The 15047-nt window shown below is 40.9% G+C and carries 12 protein-coding genes; 8 read left to right on the forward strand and 4 right to left on the reverse strand.

Features of this window, described 5'->3' with window-relative positions; genetic code table 11:
* Window positions 1-49: 49 nt before the first annotated feature.
* The 5 genes from phhA (at window position 50) to H5182_RS19930 (ending at window position 6014) form a co-directional block, all read left to right on the forward strand.
* Window positions 50-847 (forward strand): phenylalanine 4-monooxygenase, encoded by a 798-nt coding sequence (gene phhA / locus H5182_RS19910; RefSeq protein ID WP_145241432.1) that lies wholly within the window; start codon window positions 50-52, stop codon window positions 845-847.
* 9 nt (window positions 848-856) lie between these two features.
* Entirely contained in the window at window positions 857-1201 is a 345-nt protein-coding gene (locus H5182_RS19915) for a 4a-hydroxytetrahydrobiopterin dehydratase (protein WP_145241430.1), read from the forward strand.
* A 170-nt stretch (window positions 1202-1371) separates the two neighbouring features.
* Window positions 1372-5259, forward strand: a complete 3888-nt coding sequence (hrpA, locus tag H5182_RS19920; RefSeq protein ID WP_182760497.1) for an ATP-dependent RNA helicase HrpA — start codon at window positions 1372-1374, stop codon at window positions 5257-5259.
* Window positions 5260-5331: 72 nt separating this feature from the next.
* Window positions 5332-5709: a PleD family two-component system response regulator gene (locus H5182_RS19925; RefSeq protein WP_145241521.1), complete on the forward strand. Its 378-nt coding sequence runs from the start codon at window positions 5332-5334 to the stop codon at window positions 5707-5709.
* 8 nt (window positions 5710-5717) lie between these two features.
* Complete coding sequence (locus H5182_RS19930; RefSeq protein WP_145241426.1) at window positions 5718-6014, forward strand: PilZ domain-containing protein; 297 nt, start codon at window positions 5718-5720, stop codon at window positions 6012-6014.
* Window positions 6015-6048: 34 nt separating this feature from the next.
* Here H5182_RS19930 and H5182_RS19935 read toward each other — a convergent pair whose 3' ends face one another.
* Complete coding sequence (locus tag H5182_RS19935; protein WP_145241424.1) at window positions 6049-7239, reverse strand: class I SAM-dependent methyltransferase; 1191 nt, start codon at window positions 7237-7239, stop codon at window positions 6049-6051.
* Window positions 7240-7377: 138 nt separating this feature from the next.
* Between H5182_RS19935 and H5182_RS19940 the strand changes: the two genes are divergently transcribed.
* Window positions 7378-8043 carry an HD domain-containing protein gene (locus tag H5182_RS19940; RefSeq protein WP_145241422.1) on the forward strand — a complete coding sequence of 222 codons (666 nt, stop codon included), beginning with the start codon at window positions 7378-7380 and terminating at the stop codon, window positions 8041-8043.
* The gene (locus tag H5182_RS19945; protein ID WP_145241420.1) at window positions 8043-8432 is read left to right on the forward strand and encodes a VOC family protein; all 390 of its coding nucleotides are present in this window, start codon (window positions 8043-8045) and stop codon (window positions 8430-8432) included. Before H5182_RS19940 ends, H5182_RS19945 begins: the two co-directional genes overlap by 1 nt.
* Before the next feature lie 7 nt (window positions 8433-8439).
* Here H5182_RS19945 and H5182_RS19950 read toward each other — a convergent pair whose 3' ends face one another.
* From H5182_RS19950 to H5182_RS19960, 3 genes are all read right to left on the reverse strand, one after another.
* Window positions 8440-9429: a two-component system response regulator gene (locus H5182_RS19950; protein WP_182760498.1), complete on the reverse strand. Its 990-nt coding sequence runs from the start codon at window positions 9427-9429 to the stop codon at window positions 8440-8442.
* Window positions 9429-12770: an MHYT domain-containing protein gene (locus H5182_RS19955; RefSeq protein WP_182758985.1), complete on the reverse strand. Its 3342-nt coding sequence runs from the start codon at window positions 12768-12770 to the stop codon at window positions 9429-9431. The genes H5182_RS19950 and H5182_RS19955 overlap by 1 nt, the downstream gene beginning before the upstream one ends.
* A 249-nt stretch (window positions 12771-13019) precedes the next feature.
* On the reverse strand, window positions 13020-14000 hold the full coding sequence (locus H5182_RS19960; RefSeq protein WP_145241414.1) for an ion channel: 981 nt from the start codon (window positions 13998-14000) through the stop codon (window positions 13020-13022).
* Window positions 14001-14085: 85 nt separating this feature from the next.
* Between H5182_RS19960 and H5182_RS19965 the strand changes: the two genes are divergently transcribed.
* Window positions 14086-14817 carry a M48 family metallopeptidase gene (locus H5182_RS19965; protein WP_145241412.1) on the forward strand — a complete coding sequence of 244 codons (732 nt, stop codon included), beginning with the start codon at window positions 14086-14088 and terminating at the stop codon, window positions 14815-14817.
* Window positions 14818-15047 lie beyond the last annotated feature (230 nt).

Here is a 15047-nt window from a genome sequence, read left to right on the forward strand (position 1 = left end):
CTCCTTAACAGGTTGACACCGATATCGGTTTAACACTAAGAAGGTTATTATGGCTAAAGCAAGTAAATACACCTCCAAGACACCAGATGAAAATGGCGTTATCCATTGGAGCGAAGCAGAAAATAAAATATGGTCAGAACTAGTCGCACGCCAACTAAAATGTATTGCAGGCAAAGCTTGCAATGAATACATGGAAGGGCTTGAAAAAATAAACCTGCCTCATGACCGTATTCCGCAGTTAAGTGAGCTTAATGAAGTATTACTAGCGACTACCGGCTGGCAAGTTACGCCTGTGCCAGCTTTAATCGACTTTGATGAATTCTTTCGTTTATTAGCAAATAAGCAATTTCCAGTCGCAACCTTTATTCGTAGCCGTGAAGAGTTTGATTACCTGCAAGAACCTGATATTTTTCATGAAATATTTGGTCATTGTGCAATGCTTACTAATCCTGATTTTGCCAAGTTTACGCATAAATATGGCCAGTTAGGTTACGCTGCCGAGAAAAAAGATCGGGTTTACCTTGCCCGTATGTATTGGTTTACGGTTGAGTTTGGCCTAATGCAAACAGATGATGGCCTGCGTATTTATGGTGGCGGTATTTTATCAAGTCCAGGTGAAACACAATACGTGTATTCAGATAAGCCCGAGATCAACCCGATGAATGTATTGGATGTATTACGCACGCCGTACCGAATTGATATTATGCAGCCTTTGTACTACACCATTAATTCTATCCATGATTTATTTGATATTTCACAGCTGGATATTATGGCGTTAGTTGCGCAAGCAAAAGAATTAGGGTTACATGACCCAAAATTTCCTCCTAAAGAAAAATTAGCAAGTTAAGGATTTAAGATGTCATCATTAAGCGCACAAAAATGTGAAGCCTGTCACGTAGACGCTCCACAAGTATCAGATATCGAGTTAGCTGAATTAATTAAAATGATCCCAGATTGGGTGCCTGAAGTACGCGACGGTATTATGCAATTAGAGCGTGTTTATAAATTTAAAAACTTTAAACAAGCCATCGCTTTTACTAATAAAGTAGGTGATATGGCTGAAGATGAAGGCCATCACCCGGGCTTGCTAACAGAGTGGGGCAAAGTAACGGTAACGTGGTGGAGCCATTCAATTAAAGGCTTACACAAAAATGATTTTATTTGCGCTGCCAAAACAGATGAAGTTTTCGCTGCTCTATAAATAAAACACAGCAATTGTTCTGCCCAAAGAACATGAAAGGCGCTTAATTAGCGCCTTTTTTATTGTTTTAAGCTTTGGTTATTACATTTTATATCGCAGCAAAGTTAACCCCTGCGGCGAAGTTTGCTACAATCGCTCGTCTTTACTCAAATTTTATAAGGTAGTCGCGGGTGGTTAACCTAGGTCAATTGTTTGGTGAACTAAAAACGTGTTTAAGAAAAGATCAATTCATCTTTAAAAAACGCCTTCACGGCATAAAAAAAATAACCGATGAAACAAAACAAGCAGCCGTGATTGAAAAAATCACTGCAGATATAGCACGTAGCCAACAATTGCGAGAGGTGCGCTTAGCTCAGTTACCTAAAGTAACTTACCCTGAGCAGCTCCCCGTCAGTCAGAAAAAAGACGACATTAAAGAGGCTATCGCCAATAACCAAGTGGTTATTATCGCGGGTGAAACCGGCTCAGGTAAAACCACGCAAATTCCTAAAATGTGTTTAGAACTTGGCCGTGGCGTTGATGGTTATATCGGTCACACCCAACCAAGACGTTTGGCTGCGCGCAGTGTCGCGGATCGGATTGCTCATGAAATGCAATGTGAACTTGGCCAGCAAGTGGGTTTTAAAATTCGTTTTAGCGATCAAGTATCAAATAACAGCTATATAAAGTTGATGACTGACGGTATTTTACTGGCGGAAATTCAACAAGACCGATTTTTAAACCAGTATGACACCATTATTATTGATGAAGCTCATGAACGTAGTTTAAACATTGATTTTATTTTAGGTTATTTGAAAAACCTATTACCAAAGCGTCCTGATTTAAAAATAATTATTACCTCTGCGACCATTGATCCAGAGCGATTCTCAAAGCATTTTAATGATGCACCGATTATTGAAGTGTCAGGGCGAACATTTCCGGTGGATGTGCGTTATCGTCCTTTGGTTGAAATTGATAAAAATGATATGGAGGCTGAAGGCGACCAGCTGCAAGGTATTTTTGATGCCGTTGATGAGCTGTGCCAAGCAGGCCCAGGCGATATTTTAATCTTCTTAAATGGTGAACGGGAAATACGCGATACTGCTGATGCCCTTAGTAAACGTAATTTAAAAGGAGCGGATGTTTTACCTTTGTATTCGCGCCTTTCTAACGCAGAACAAAACCGTATTTTTGCTCCCCATAGTCGTCGTCATATTATTTTATCGACCAACGTTGCTGAAACCTCACTTACTGTGCCGGGTATTCGATACGTTATTGATCCTGGTACCGCGCGCATTAGCCGTTATAGTTATCGTACTAAAGTGCAGCGTTTACCGATTGAGCCAATATCACAAGCCAGTGCCAATCAGCGAAAAGGCCGCTGTGGCCGTGTTGAAGCGGGTATTTGTATTCGTTTATATGCTGAAGATGATTTTAATTCGCGCCCAGAGTTTACTGATCCAGAAATACTACGTACTAACTTAGCCTCCGTTATTTTAAAAATGCTTGGCTTAGGGTTGGGCGATATGGCCGAGTTCCCATTTGTACAAGCACCAGATAGCCGTAATATCAACGATGGCTTAACGTTACTAGAGGAACTTGAAGCGGTTAAACCCACTCGTCATAATAGCAATACACAGCTTACTAAATCGGGTATTGAACTGAGCCGCTTACCGGTTGACCCGCGTTTAGCTAAAATGGTACTAACAGCACAAAAGCTGGGTGCGCTGCGTGAAGTGATTATTATTGTGGCGGCGTTATCGATTCAAGATCCACGCGAGCGCCCGCAAGAAAAACGCGCTGCTGCAAACGAAAAGCATGGCCGTTTTGACGATCCTGATTCAGATTTCATCGCCTTTTTAAATTTATGGAATTACTTAGAAGAGCAGCAAAGTGAGCTAAGTAACAGCCAATTCAGAAAGCTGTGCCAAAAGGATATGCTCGCTTATATGCGTATTCGTGAGTGGCAAGATATCGTTTATCAGCTCAGTACTGTGTGCAATGAAATGGGCATGAAAGCGACCAGCAATGTTGCCGATGGCGATAAAATCCATCAAGCGCTATTGAGTGGCATGCTCAGTCACATTGGTTTTAAAGATGAAAAGCAAGTATATAAAGGCGCTCGCAACAGTCAGTTTCATGTATTCCCAGGCTCTGGATTATTTAAGAAAAGCCCAAAATGGTTGATGTCGGCAGAGCTGGTTGAAACCAGTAAATTATATGCACGTATTAATGCCAAAATTAACATCGATTGGGTTGAACCATTAGCACAACACTTAGTAAAACGCAGTTACAGTGAGCCGCATTGGGAGAAAAAGCCCGGCGCAGTGATCGCTTTCGAACAGCAGGTATTATACGGGCTGATCATAGTGTCAAAGCGTCGCTGTGTGTACAGTAACATTGACCCGAAAGTTAGCCGCCACTTGTTTATTCGCAGTGCCTTAGTAGAGCAAGATTTAGGTCAAAATGAAGGGTTTTTGCAGTTTAATCGCGAACTGATTGAAGATATTCAAACTCTAGAAAATAAAAGCCGCCGTCGTGATATTTTAGTTGATGAGCAAACCTTATATGAGTTTTACGATAAGAAAATTCCTGCTCAAATAAACAGTCGTGCAGCATTTAATAAATGGTATAAAACGCAAAAGCAGCAGGATAAACATTACTTGCAAATGACACGTGATGATTTAATGCAACACGGTGCTGATAGTGTTACTGAGTTTGATTACCCCGATGTATGGCAACAAGGTAATTTAATGTTGCCGTTGAGCTATCATTTTGATCCAGGCCAAGCGGTCGATGGGGTTGCAGTGCAAATTCCGGTGGCCTTACTAAACCAAGTAGAAGAAGCTGGCTTTGACTGGCATATTCCTGCATTTCGTCATGAGTTGATCACCGGTTTAATTAAATCTTTACCTAAATCACTACGTCGTAATTTTGTGCCTGCGCCAAATTACGCAGATGCGGTTCTTGCAGCAATCGAGCCTATGCAAGGTAACTTCATTGAGGCACTCAGTACGCGTTTATTACGTATGACAGGTGTAAAAGTTGATCCAGAGGCCTGGGATTTAACCACCCTTGCGACTCACTTAAGACTGCAGTTTGAAGTTCGTGATGAAAAAGATAATGTACTTGCCCGAGGTATGGATTTAGCGAAACTCAAAGCGCAATTGCAGGGTAAAGTGACGCAAACGCTGTCTAAAGTGGCAGATAAAGGCATTGAAAAAGCTGACCTATTGCAATGGGATTTTGGCAAGTTACCGGTATCCTATGTGAAAAAACAAGGCCAGTATGAAATCAAAGCGTATCCTGCGCTGGTAGATAAAAAATCATCGGCGGCAGTGGAGCTATTTGATAACGAAGTTAAAGCGCAAACTGCCCATCAGCAGGGGTTACGCCGTTTGGTATTACTGAATGTACCTTCGCCGATAAAATATTTGCAACAAAACTTACCCAATAAGGCTAAATTAGGTCTATATTTTAATCCGTTTGGTAAGGTTGCTGATTTAATTGATGACTGTATTGCCGCAGGTGTTGACAGTTTATTGGTAAAATTAGGCGATGTACGCACCGAACAAGCGTTTGAGCAAGTAAAAGAGCACGTGCGCGGTGAGCTCGGCGATGCGGTTGTTGCTATTGCAACCCAAGTTGAGCAAGTGTTGAGTATTGCGCATGCGTTACATAAAAAAATGAAAGGGCGAGTTGATTTAACCATGATCACTGCACATGGAGATATAAAAAGCCAACTGGGATCTTTGGTATTCAAAGGCTTTGTTTCAAATCATGGCGCAGACAAACTTAGTGATTTAATTCGTTACTTAAAAGCAATAGAAAAACGCTTAGAAAAGTTGCCAGTTGATCCAAATCGTGACAGATTATGTGTACTTGAGTTAGAAAAGGTTGCTCAAGAGTATCAAAAACAGCTGAAAAAAGTGCCGCCTGGAATGCCTGCTCCGCAACAATTGCAGGATATTTTTTGGATGCAACAAGAGCTTAGAGTATCCTTGTTTGCGCAAACGTTAGGGACACCGTATCCGATTTCAGCTAAGCGTGTATTGAATGCTCTGAAAGAAATTGATTGAGTTTGGTATTTAGTAAACATCGAATACCTTGGAAGGAAATATTTGTTAGATGAGAAGGAACTGATATTAACCATGCGCTCATCCGCTAATACACACCCGCGTTTACTAGTTGTAGATGACGAGTACTTTAATTTTGAAATGCTCAAAGTCGCTTTATCAGCGGATTTTGAGCTCAGTTATGCTGAATCAGGTAAGAGCTGTTTATCGTCGGCTATTGCAAATCCACCGGATGCGATTTTACTCGATGTATGTATGCCCGGCCTAGATGGTTACGACACGTGTCGAATGTTGAAGAACACCCCTGAAACTCGTAATATTCCTGTTGTTATGGTGTCAGGCTTAGAATCCGTGCAGGAACAACAAGCTGGTTTTGATGCCGGTTGCGATGCCTATGTGGTGAAGCCTTTTTCGGTCGTGGGGTTATTAGAAAAAATCAATACGGTTGTTTAGGAGTTATTATGCTAAATGAAGATAAACGTAATTTTAGACGTATGCAATTAAATGCACAGGCAAAATTAACCACACTTGAGCCAGTCGCTGATCAACATTTTGATGCTGTATGTGTCGATTTAAGTGCAACTGGGTTGTCACTGCAGTTGGATGAATTACTTGAACTGGGCACCATTGTGAAGGTGAATATTGATTCGACCAGCCCTGCCATTGCACCACTTGATGCAACAGCAAAAGTCGTTCGTGCCAGCAAAGAAAGTGATGGCACGGTAACCGCTGGGCTAGAAATAATGCAGTTTAATTAACCTGATGAACTCAGGTTAATTAGTTGCAGTCAGTTTAGTAAACTTTACAGATCAGGCCTTTTAGGTAAAAACCTTCAGGGTAACTGCCTGCGATTGGATGATCAGCAGCTTGGTTTAAACGCTCCATGATCAACAAATCCTTACCAGCATCAAGGGCTGCATCAGCAACCACTTTTTGAAATAAATTTTGCTCCATTAAACCTGAACATGAGAACGTAAGCAACGTACCACCTGGTTTAAGAATTTGCATGGCAATCATATTGATATCTTTATAGCCACGACACGCACCCGTTAGTTGTGCTTTGTTATCAGCAAATTTAGGTGGGTCCATAACGATAGTATCGAATAACACCCCATCTTCACGGTATTGGCGTAGTAATTTAAATACATCTTGTTTTATGAAGTCAACTTTATCTAAATCAAGATTATTGTGCTCGACATTACGTTTTGCGGTATCAAGCGCGGGTTGCGATACGTCAACGTTAGTAACATGCTCGCAGCCGCCACGCAGTGCATACAATGAAAAGGTACCTGTGTAGCTAAAACAGTTAAGTACTCTTTTATCTTTTGAAAAACGCTCTAATGCAGCACGGCTATCACGTTGATCAAGGTAGAAACCGGTTTTATGACCTTCGAGAATGTCTACTTCAATTTTAAAACCATTTTCTTCAATTAATACTGGCTGCTCAGGCTTATTACCCCATAACACGCCCATAGTCGGCTCTAAGCCTTCTTTGGTGCGCACATCGACATCAGAGCGCTCATACACGTTACAGCCTGGGAAAATAGCGATTAAAGCGCCAACTATTTCACCTTTATGGCGCTCAGCACCGGCACTTAATAACTGACACACTAAAAAGTTGTCAAATTTATCAATGGTTACACCTGGTAAAAAATCAGACTCGGCGGCACATAACCGAAATCCCGTTAAGCCACCTTCAGTAATTACTTGCTCGCGTGCCGCAAAGGCACGACGTAAGCGACGTTCAAAAAAAGCTTGGTCGATGATTTCTGTTTCATCAAAGCTCCAAACACGCGCGCGGATCTGTGAGTGCGGACTGTAAGCCGCTGTAGCTAAAAATTTACCATTACTATCGTGAATGGTCACTGTGTCACCTAAACCTGGCTTACCTTTTATTTTTTTGATGGCTTTTGAAAACAACCATGGGTGTTTTCTTTTTAGTGATTTTTCACGACCAGCTTCTAGGTATACGACAGATGACATTAGGCTTCTCATTACGGATAAATTAAGAGCGTATTTTAGTGAAGCAGGCTCGAACATACAATGAATGTTTTGCACAACAGCCTATAACCGCGGTAAAGTAACAGTAATTCAATGCATTAATTTGAAATTACAGGATTTATGGAACAACGTTTGCCCGTTTTAGTATTATCTGAGCCGTTGCAACAGCTAGAAAATCATTGCCGTGCTTTTATTTTGTCGTTAGTGAGTGCTGATGTCGCCCACGATATTACCCATATTGAACGAGTCGTGCGTGTTGCAAAACAGCTCTGCTTTGCTGAAGATGCTTCGATGGACGTGGTGTTACCCGCAGCATGGTTGCATGACTGTGTTGCAGTGGCTAAAAACCACCCGGATCGCGCTAAAGCTTCAACAATGGCCGCAGATAAAGCAATTTCATTTTTAGCGTCAATAGGGTATGACGCGCAATATTTTGATGCCATTCATCATGCTATTGTAGCCCATAGTTTTAGCGCTAACATTGCAATTGAAAGTGTGGAAGCACAAATCGTTCAAGATGCTGATCGTATGGATGCCTTAGGAGCAATTGGTGTCAGCCGCTGTATGAAAGTAGGGGGCTCAATCGGACGCAATTTATATCACCCTGACGATCCATTTTGCGCCCACCGCAGCCCGGATGACAGCTTGTATACATTAGATCACTTCTTCATCAAGCTATTACATATTGCACAGAGTATGAATACACCTTCAGCAAAAGCAGAAGCGGTGCGTCGTACTGAATATATGCAGGTATTTATTGAACAACTTAAGTCGGAGATTGGCTAATGGCAATGCCTACTTTATCTGGTGTCGATCATTGCCATTTAAATGTGACTAACCTTGCGCAAGCCGTCACGTGGTACAAAACAGTCCTTGGATTTAATATTGTGCCAGAGCTTGCTTTTTGGGATGAGGGTACTGGGCCTTTAACACTAGAAGATCCTGCGGCAACTATTCGCTTAGCGTTATTTGAGCGAGAGGGCAGTAGTAAAGGGATTGCATTTGGCGCATCTGGAGAGCAGTTTATCGCTTGGCTTAAGCATTTGGCTGACTTAAATATTAAAACCGTGGTTGCTGATCACAAAGTTACATACTCTGTTTATTTTCAGGATTTAAGTGGTAATAGTCATGAAATCACCTCTCATGACTATGCATATATCTCGGCCAACATCTAGCATATGGTTAGCCTTGGTAGGCAGAGTACACTGCTAAAACAGCATCTAGCTGGCCTTCAAATAGTGCGATAAGCTGAGGATCAAAGTGTTTACCAGCTTGCTCGCGCATATGACTTATGGCTTCATCAACGCTCCAAGCTTGCTTATAGGGACGTTTAGAGGTAAGTGCATCGAATACATCGGCGATTGCCACAATACGTCCTTCAATCGAAATTTCCTCACCTTTAAGACCGTTTGGATAACCTGATCCATCCCATTTTTCATGATGCTCCATCGCAAGTATATAGGCGAGCTGCAATAACGGCGATGACGAGTTTGCTAAAATTTTAGCGCCGATTTTGGCATGCTGTTTCATGTGTTCAAATTCTTCGGCTGTTAATTTCCCTGGTTTAAGCAAGATTGCATCGGGAATGCCGATTTTACCAATGTCATGCATCGGTGCTGCTTGTTTGAGAAGCTCAGCATGTTGTTCAGTCATTCCATAGGCTAGTGCTAAAATTTTACTGTATTTACTCATGCGCACAATATGCTCGCCAGTATCGGTGTCTTTATACTCGGCAGCGCACCCTAAACGATGGACTAAATCAACGTGAGCCAACTTTAGCTGCTCAGCCTGAACTAGGGATAAATGAGTTTTAACACGCGCTCTTACGATTGCAGGACTAATAGGCTTGGTTATGTAATCTACCGCGCCAATTTCAAAACCTTTAAACTCGTCACTTTCATCCGCAAGTGCAGTCACAAAAATGACTGGAATATGCTCAGTAGCAGGGTTTTGTTTAAGCAGCTGACATACTTCAAAACCACTCATATTTGGCATCATAATATCGAGTAGAATGAGTTTGGGTGGCTCTTTTTCAACTAACGCGAGCGCGGCATCACCCGATTTAGCAAAAGAGAGGCGATATTGATTCCCTAATACTTCGCGCATGACTTTAAGGTTGGCGGGTTCATCATCAACAATAAGAATTCGTGGGCGTTCGGTTAGTAAGTCCATCAGTGTGTTTCCAAATTTGCTGCCTGATTGAGCAGCTCTATTAATGCAATAAGAGTACTCTGGGCATTGTCAAAGTCAAACTGGTCGAAATATTCGATTAATGCATCCACATCACTTTGATAAGTAGCGGGGGCATTGTCTGCTAATGTTGCTAACAACTCATCATTGAGCTCTGCATTTTCTGCGTCTTTACGCAGTTGTTCACACAGTATTTTAAATTCGCTGAGCGATAGTACTTGGGTATTTTTTTCGCTGCTTTGCACTGCTATACAGCTGCTGGTTTTTCTAGCTAACAACTCATTGACCGCATTAAACTCTATCTGCAATTGCTGAATTATTTGCGCCTGCTGCTCAGGGGCTTGGCTGTTTTCTAAGGTTGAAAGTAGGGCCATCATAGTCGGTAAACCTAAATTACCAGATAAGCCTTTAAGGGTATGTAATGTGCCATTAATATCTTTTAAGGCATTTAGTCCATCATTAAAGATAATGTCACATGTTGCCTGCTGCTCTTTAAAAAAACGGTGTATTTCGCTCAGCTGTTTACACTTACTGCCCCAAAGTTGCTGTCCTTTTTTAAAATCAATATGCTGTGCTGCGGGATCAATGTGAGCAATTTGCGTTTCTATATTTAAACCAAAGCCAAGCACTTGCGCAATCTCTTGATTCAATTGATTGATATCAACAGGCTTATTGGCGAAGCCATTCATACCCGCTTTTCTAGCCGTTAATTTATCTTGCTGTAAAACACTGGCGGTGAGCGCAATGATCGGAGTCTTTTTTAGCTGTCGTTGTTGCTCAATTTCACGAATTTTTTCGGTCGCGGCAATACCGTCACATTCAGGCATATGGATATCCATTAAAATGACATCAAAATCTTGTTTTTCAAAAATAGCGATCGCTTCTAAGCCGTTGCTTGCAGAGCTAATCGTATGCTGATCTCGCGACAATAATAACTGTAGTAGCTCAACATTTTGTGCTATGTCATCAACGACTAAAATGCGCAGCTTAGGTAATTGCGTATGCAACTTATCAAAGTAATTGACTTGGGTTTCATCACCGACCTCTAAAGGCAATGAAAAATAAAAGCAGCTGCCTTTATCTTCTTCACTGACTACGTTGATTATGCCACCCATCAGCTCAACGAGTTGCTTACTGATAGTAGTACCAAGTCCAGTGCCACCAAAACGACGTGTAGTAGTCCCGTCAGCTTGTTCAAAAGGCTGAAATACCGCTTTAAGACGATCTTTAGCAATACCAATACCGGTATCTTGTACTTCAAAAAATAAGTAATTATTTTGTGTCGTACTGACAGTGACATTCACTGAGCCCTGAGCTGTAAACTTAACTGCATTACCAATTAAATTTGTTAAAACTTGGCGAATTCGGTCTGGATCACCGTAATAAGTAGGGTGAACAGACTCTTTGATGGTAAGTGTTAGTTCTAGATCTTTCTTTTTTGCTTCTAACCAAAATGTAGAAATAATACTATCAAGCACCGCTTGAAGATTAAAATGCACTAATTCAATGGTCAGCTTACCTTTTTCAAGTTTTGCAGAATCCAATATTTCATTTAATAGCCGTAACAGCGAGCGAGCCGCATTATTTACGATAATTAAGTGCTTTTGTTGGTCTTGATCAAGTGGGGTATCCATCAATAAATCACTAAAGCCAATAATCGAATTCATCGGTGTGCGAATTTCGTGACTCATATTCGCCATAAATGACTGTTTGGCTTGAGCTGCATCTTCGGCGGCTATTTTCGCCAACTTTAATTTATCTTCGTATTCACGACGTTCACTAATATCGATAATAACGCCGTCGATCCAAATCGCTTCACCTTGCTTGTTGAACTCAAAGCTACCTTTCTCAAGCACCCAAATTAGCTTGCCACTTCGATGACGTAGTCGGTATTCAATTGAGTATTGCGATTTAGCAGCGATCGCTTGCTCGACCGATTTATTGATGCGTTTGTTATCATCTTTAAAAATCAAATCACTAAACTGAATATGCTGATTGATAAATTCCGATGGGACATAGCCAGTTACTTCATTAATGCTAGGGCTAATAAAAATCATGCTCCAGCTTTTATCCAACTGGCAGCGGAATACCACGCCAGGCATATTATTCATCAGCGAGCGGTATTGTTGTTCTTTCGCTATGAGGTTTTGTTGTAGTTTGCGTTGCTCAGTCAAGTCAGTAATAAAGCCAACAAATATTGACTCTTGTCCTGGCTGGTTTGCTTCACCAATACCTAAGCGAATAGGAAATAGGTGACCTTGTTTATGTTTAGCAAGAACATCACGATTGACGCCAATAACTTTACCTAAATCGATGTGATGTGCCTTTAATAGATATTCATCATGCTCGGCTGCGATATCATCTGCCATCAGCATTTTTATGTTTTTACCCTTTACATCAGTGCTATGCCAGCCGAAAATATTCTCTGCAGCGTTATTAAAGCTTAAGATAATACCGCGATTGTTAATTGTTACTATGCCATCTATAGCGGTCGATAAAATAGCCTCTAAGCGAGATTCATTCCCTGTTTTTTCTTCAAGTAACATGCGATAGCGTACCATACCGTTAATGATAGCAACTATCGCGGTTAGAATAATGGTGGCGAACACTACGCTAATAGCAACAAATGTAAGTTCTGAGCTGGCGCTGTCATTACCAATTAATGGCGAGGTTGCAACAAACCGTGTTGCCGCCATTCCCATGTAATGCATACCTGCAACAGCAAAACCCAAAATGATTGCGCTGATCAACCGCGTCTGCAAAGAATTTAGTGTTGGGAGGTGCTTTTTAATATTAAAGCGAGCATATAAAGATATAAACGCCAGTACAACGGCAACGATAATTGACAACCCAAACATCAATGGATCGTAGCGTAGCAGCGGGCTCAATTCCATTGCTGCCATACCACTGTAATGCATAGTGCCGATACCTGCGCCGAGTAGTACCGAGGGCAGTATTAAACTGAAAATAGTGGCGTTATTTTTTACTAATAATGACACGCCAGTTAGGCAGGCTAAAAATGCTGGAATGAAAGATAAAAAGGTGAGTGTTGGGTCGTAGCTGATATTTGTACACAGTGAAAATGCCAACATACCAATAAAATGCATACTCCAAATACCGCCAGAAAGTACCAAGGAAGCCGTTGAGTTGGCTAATTTTTGATAACTTTTGAAGCGTGTTTCTTTGGCCAGATCGATCATGTAAGTTGCAAAAAATGCAGAGAAAATAGCCGTTAAAACAGACAGAGCGACTAAAAATGGGTCATAAACACCATTAATAAGAAGGCTCGGATCGTGATCGGTAATAAAAAAAGCGGTAAGCATAACGGCTCAATACACTGTTATTTCAGTAATAACTAATATCACCTGAAATATATGTTAAGACAATTAATTAATTTTGCGCAAATGCCTGTTATTTGTTTACATATTTAGCTGCAAAATTTAACAAAATCAAAAACTTTTTAAAATCAATTCGCTAAGTTTCATTGTGCGTAATGATAGCATCATTTATAACCAGTTTTATAGCAGGTATTTAGCTGAACTATTTATTTTCGCAGATAAAGTAATCGGTAATTATCGGGTCATACGTTTGACAAATACGACTACGAATAGTGCCAGAGAGAAACTCCCGCAAAACGCTTCAACTGCAGCAACGAATCGGGAGAAACCAACCGGAGTAATATCGCCATATCCTAAGGTTGTAAAAGTAACCACGCTAAAATAAAAGCTATTAAGTAGGGCTAATAAATTATCACTTAATGTTGCCGCCGGATTGAACTGCATAATACGACCAGCATCCATCACCCCAAAAATAAAATAACACAGGGCGCAGCAGATGATCAGTGACAAACTAAAACGGATCACATTTTCAGGCTTTTCACCATACCCGCACAACATATCAATACAGCTCGAGGCTAATCGTTTTTTTGAACCCCGTGGATATTGTGCGTGACGCATCCGCAGTTCTTTGTACGTGAAATTACCCGCCAGTTCAAATAAGCCTTGTTGTTCTGATGCTTTACGTAAATTGCGAAATATTTCTTCTGATTGTTCAAATAAGTCAAGGGCTGCGCTTTTATCTGTATGTTTAAGCGCTGCTTTAGCTTGTTTTTCCTGTAATAGTTCAGCGCCTAGCTCAATGTTATCAATACGGGTGTTGTTTAGTTTTATACCCAATAAATTTGTATCTTGTAGGTTGCAGTAATGCAGGCTTGCTTCGTGCAAGTTGGCTTTCATCAGTGAACTGTGGGCTATTTTATTATTAAACAGGTGAGCGTTGGTGAGCGTTGCACGATAAAAATTACTGTAAGATAAATCAAAACCATCCTCATCATCTTGTTTTATCAAATTAAGCCCATTGAGGTTAGCGCGTTTTAATTGCAATCCCTGTAATAATCCTCCCTTTTTTGCATAGCGCTCTAATTTTTGGGTCAGATCTAAGCCTGACTTATCAAATTTGGCATCATGCCAAAAACAAAAACCTGAGCCCATGTCTGTTTCTTGACAATGATGGCCATCGGGAGAGGTATAACGACAACAAGGCTTATCAGGCATGTTTGATATCGCTTTATTTAATTCTACTTAGTTATAGATTAGCAGTTATTTTGCAAGGTATTATAGTGACCTGTTAATTAGTTCAATGACTGTCGGTCAATTACAAGAGTTAGGTTTGTTTGAATATACATTAAAACGTAGTCGCCGCCGCAAAACTGTCGCTATCAAAGTCCAGCAACAAAGTGTCACAGTTTATGCGCCTGTTGGGGTTGCTAAAAAGGAACTTGAAAGCTGGCTGCTAAGTAAAACTGACTGGATCAATGCGCAAATTAATAAGCAAAGTCAAATGCTTGATACTCGCCAATACCCATTACAAGATAATCGCGTACTGGTTTTTTCACAACCTATGATACTGACTTATGGTGTCAGCTCGCGCAGCGCATGGCAGCTAGTAAAAAATCAGCAGGGGAATGTGTTACAGCTAAATCTTTCTGGACGGGTTAAGCATCAGCAGCCAATGTACCAAACCTTGCTCGAAAGTTTTTTACATGAGCAATTAGAAAATTATATTGAAATGCGTGTACATGCTTATTGCCTAAAAATGGCAGAGGCTTTACCTAGCAGTATTCGCATTCATACTTATAAGCGTCGTTGGGGCAGTTGTAATCGACGACGAGAATTGACCTTTAATTTGTTATTAGCCAGTGCGCCGCAGAGTATTATTGATTATGTAATTGTGCATGAACTAGCTCACTTGAAATATTTAAATCACAGTGCCGCATTTTGGCAGCGCGTCAGTGAGTTTTATCCTGATTATAAGCAAGCAACAAAATGGTTAAGGCAACACGGTGCGAGTTTACAATGGGTAGTCGAATGAGTTAGCGAGGATAAAGTTACCGAGGGTAAAGTTAGCGAGGATAAAGTTACCGAGGGTAAAGTTAGCGAGGGTAAAGTTAGCGAGGATAAAGTTAGCGAGGATAAAGCCCCCTGTGTCAGGATAGTTGTCGCCTCTAACTTTTAATAGAGGCAGATAAAATGAGACGTCGATTTACTCAAGAATTTAAAGTTCAAGCTGTTGAAAAAGCATTATCTCAATGTGATGATGTT

This window comes from Pseudoalteromonas sp. SG44-17 (genome assembly GCF_014164235.1).
Lineage (GTDB): Bacteria > Pseudomonadota > Gammaproteobacteria > Enterobacterales > Alteromonadaceae > Pseudoalteromonas > Pseudoalteromonas rhizosphaerae.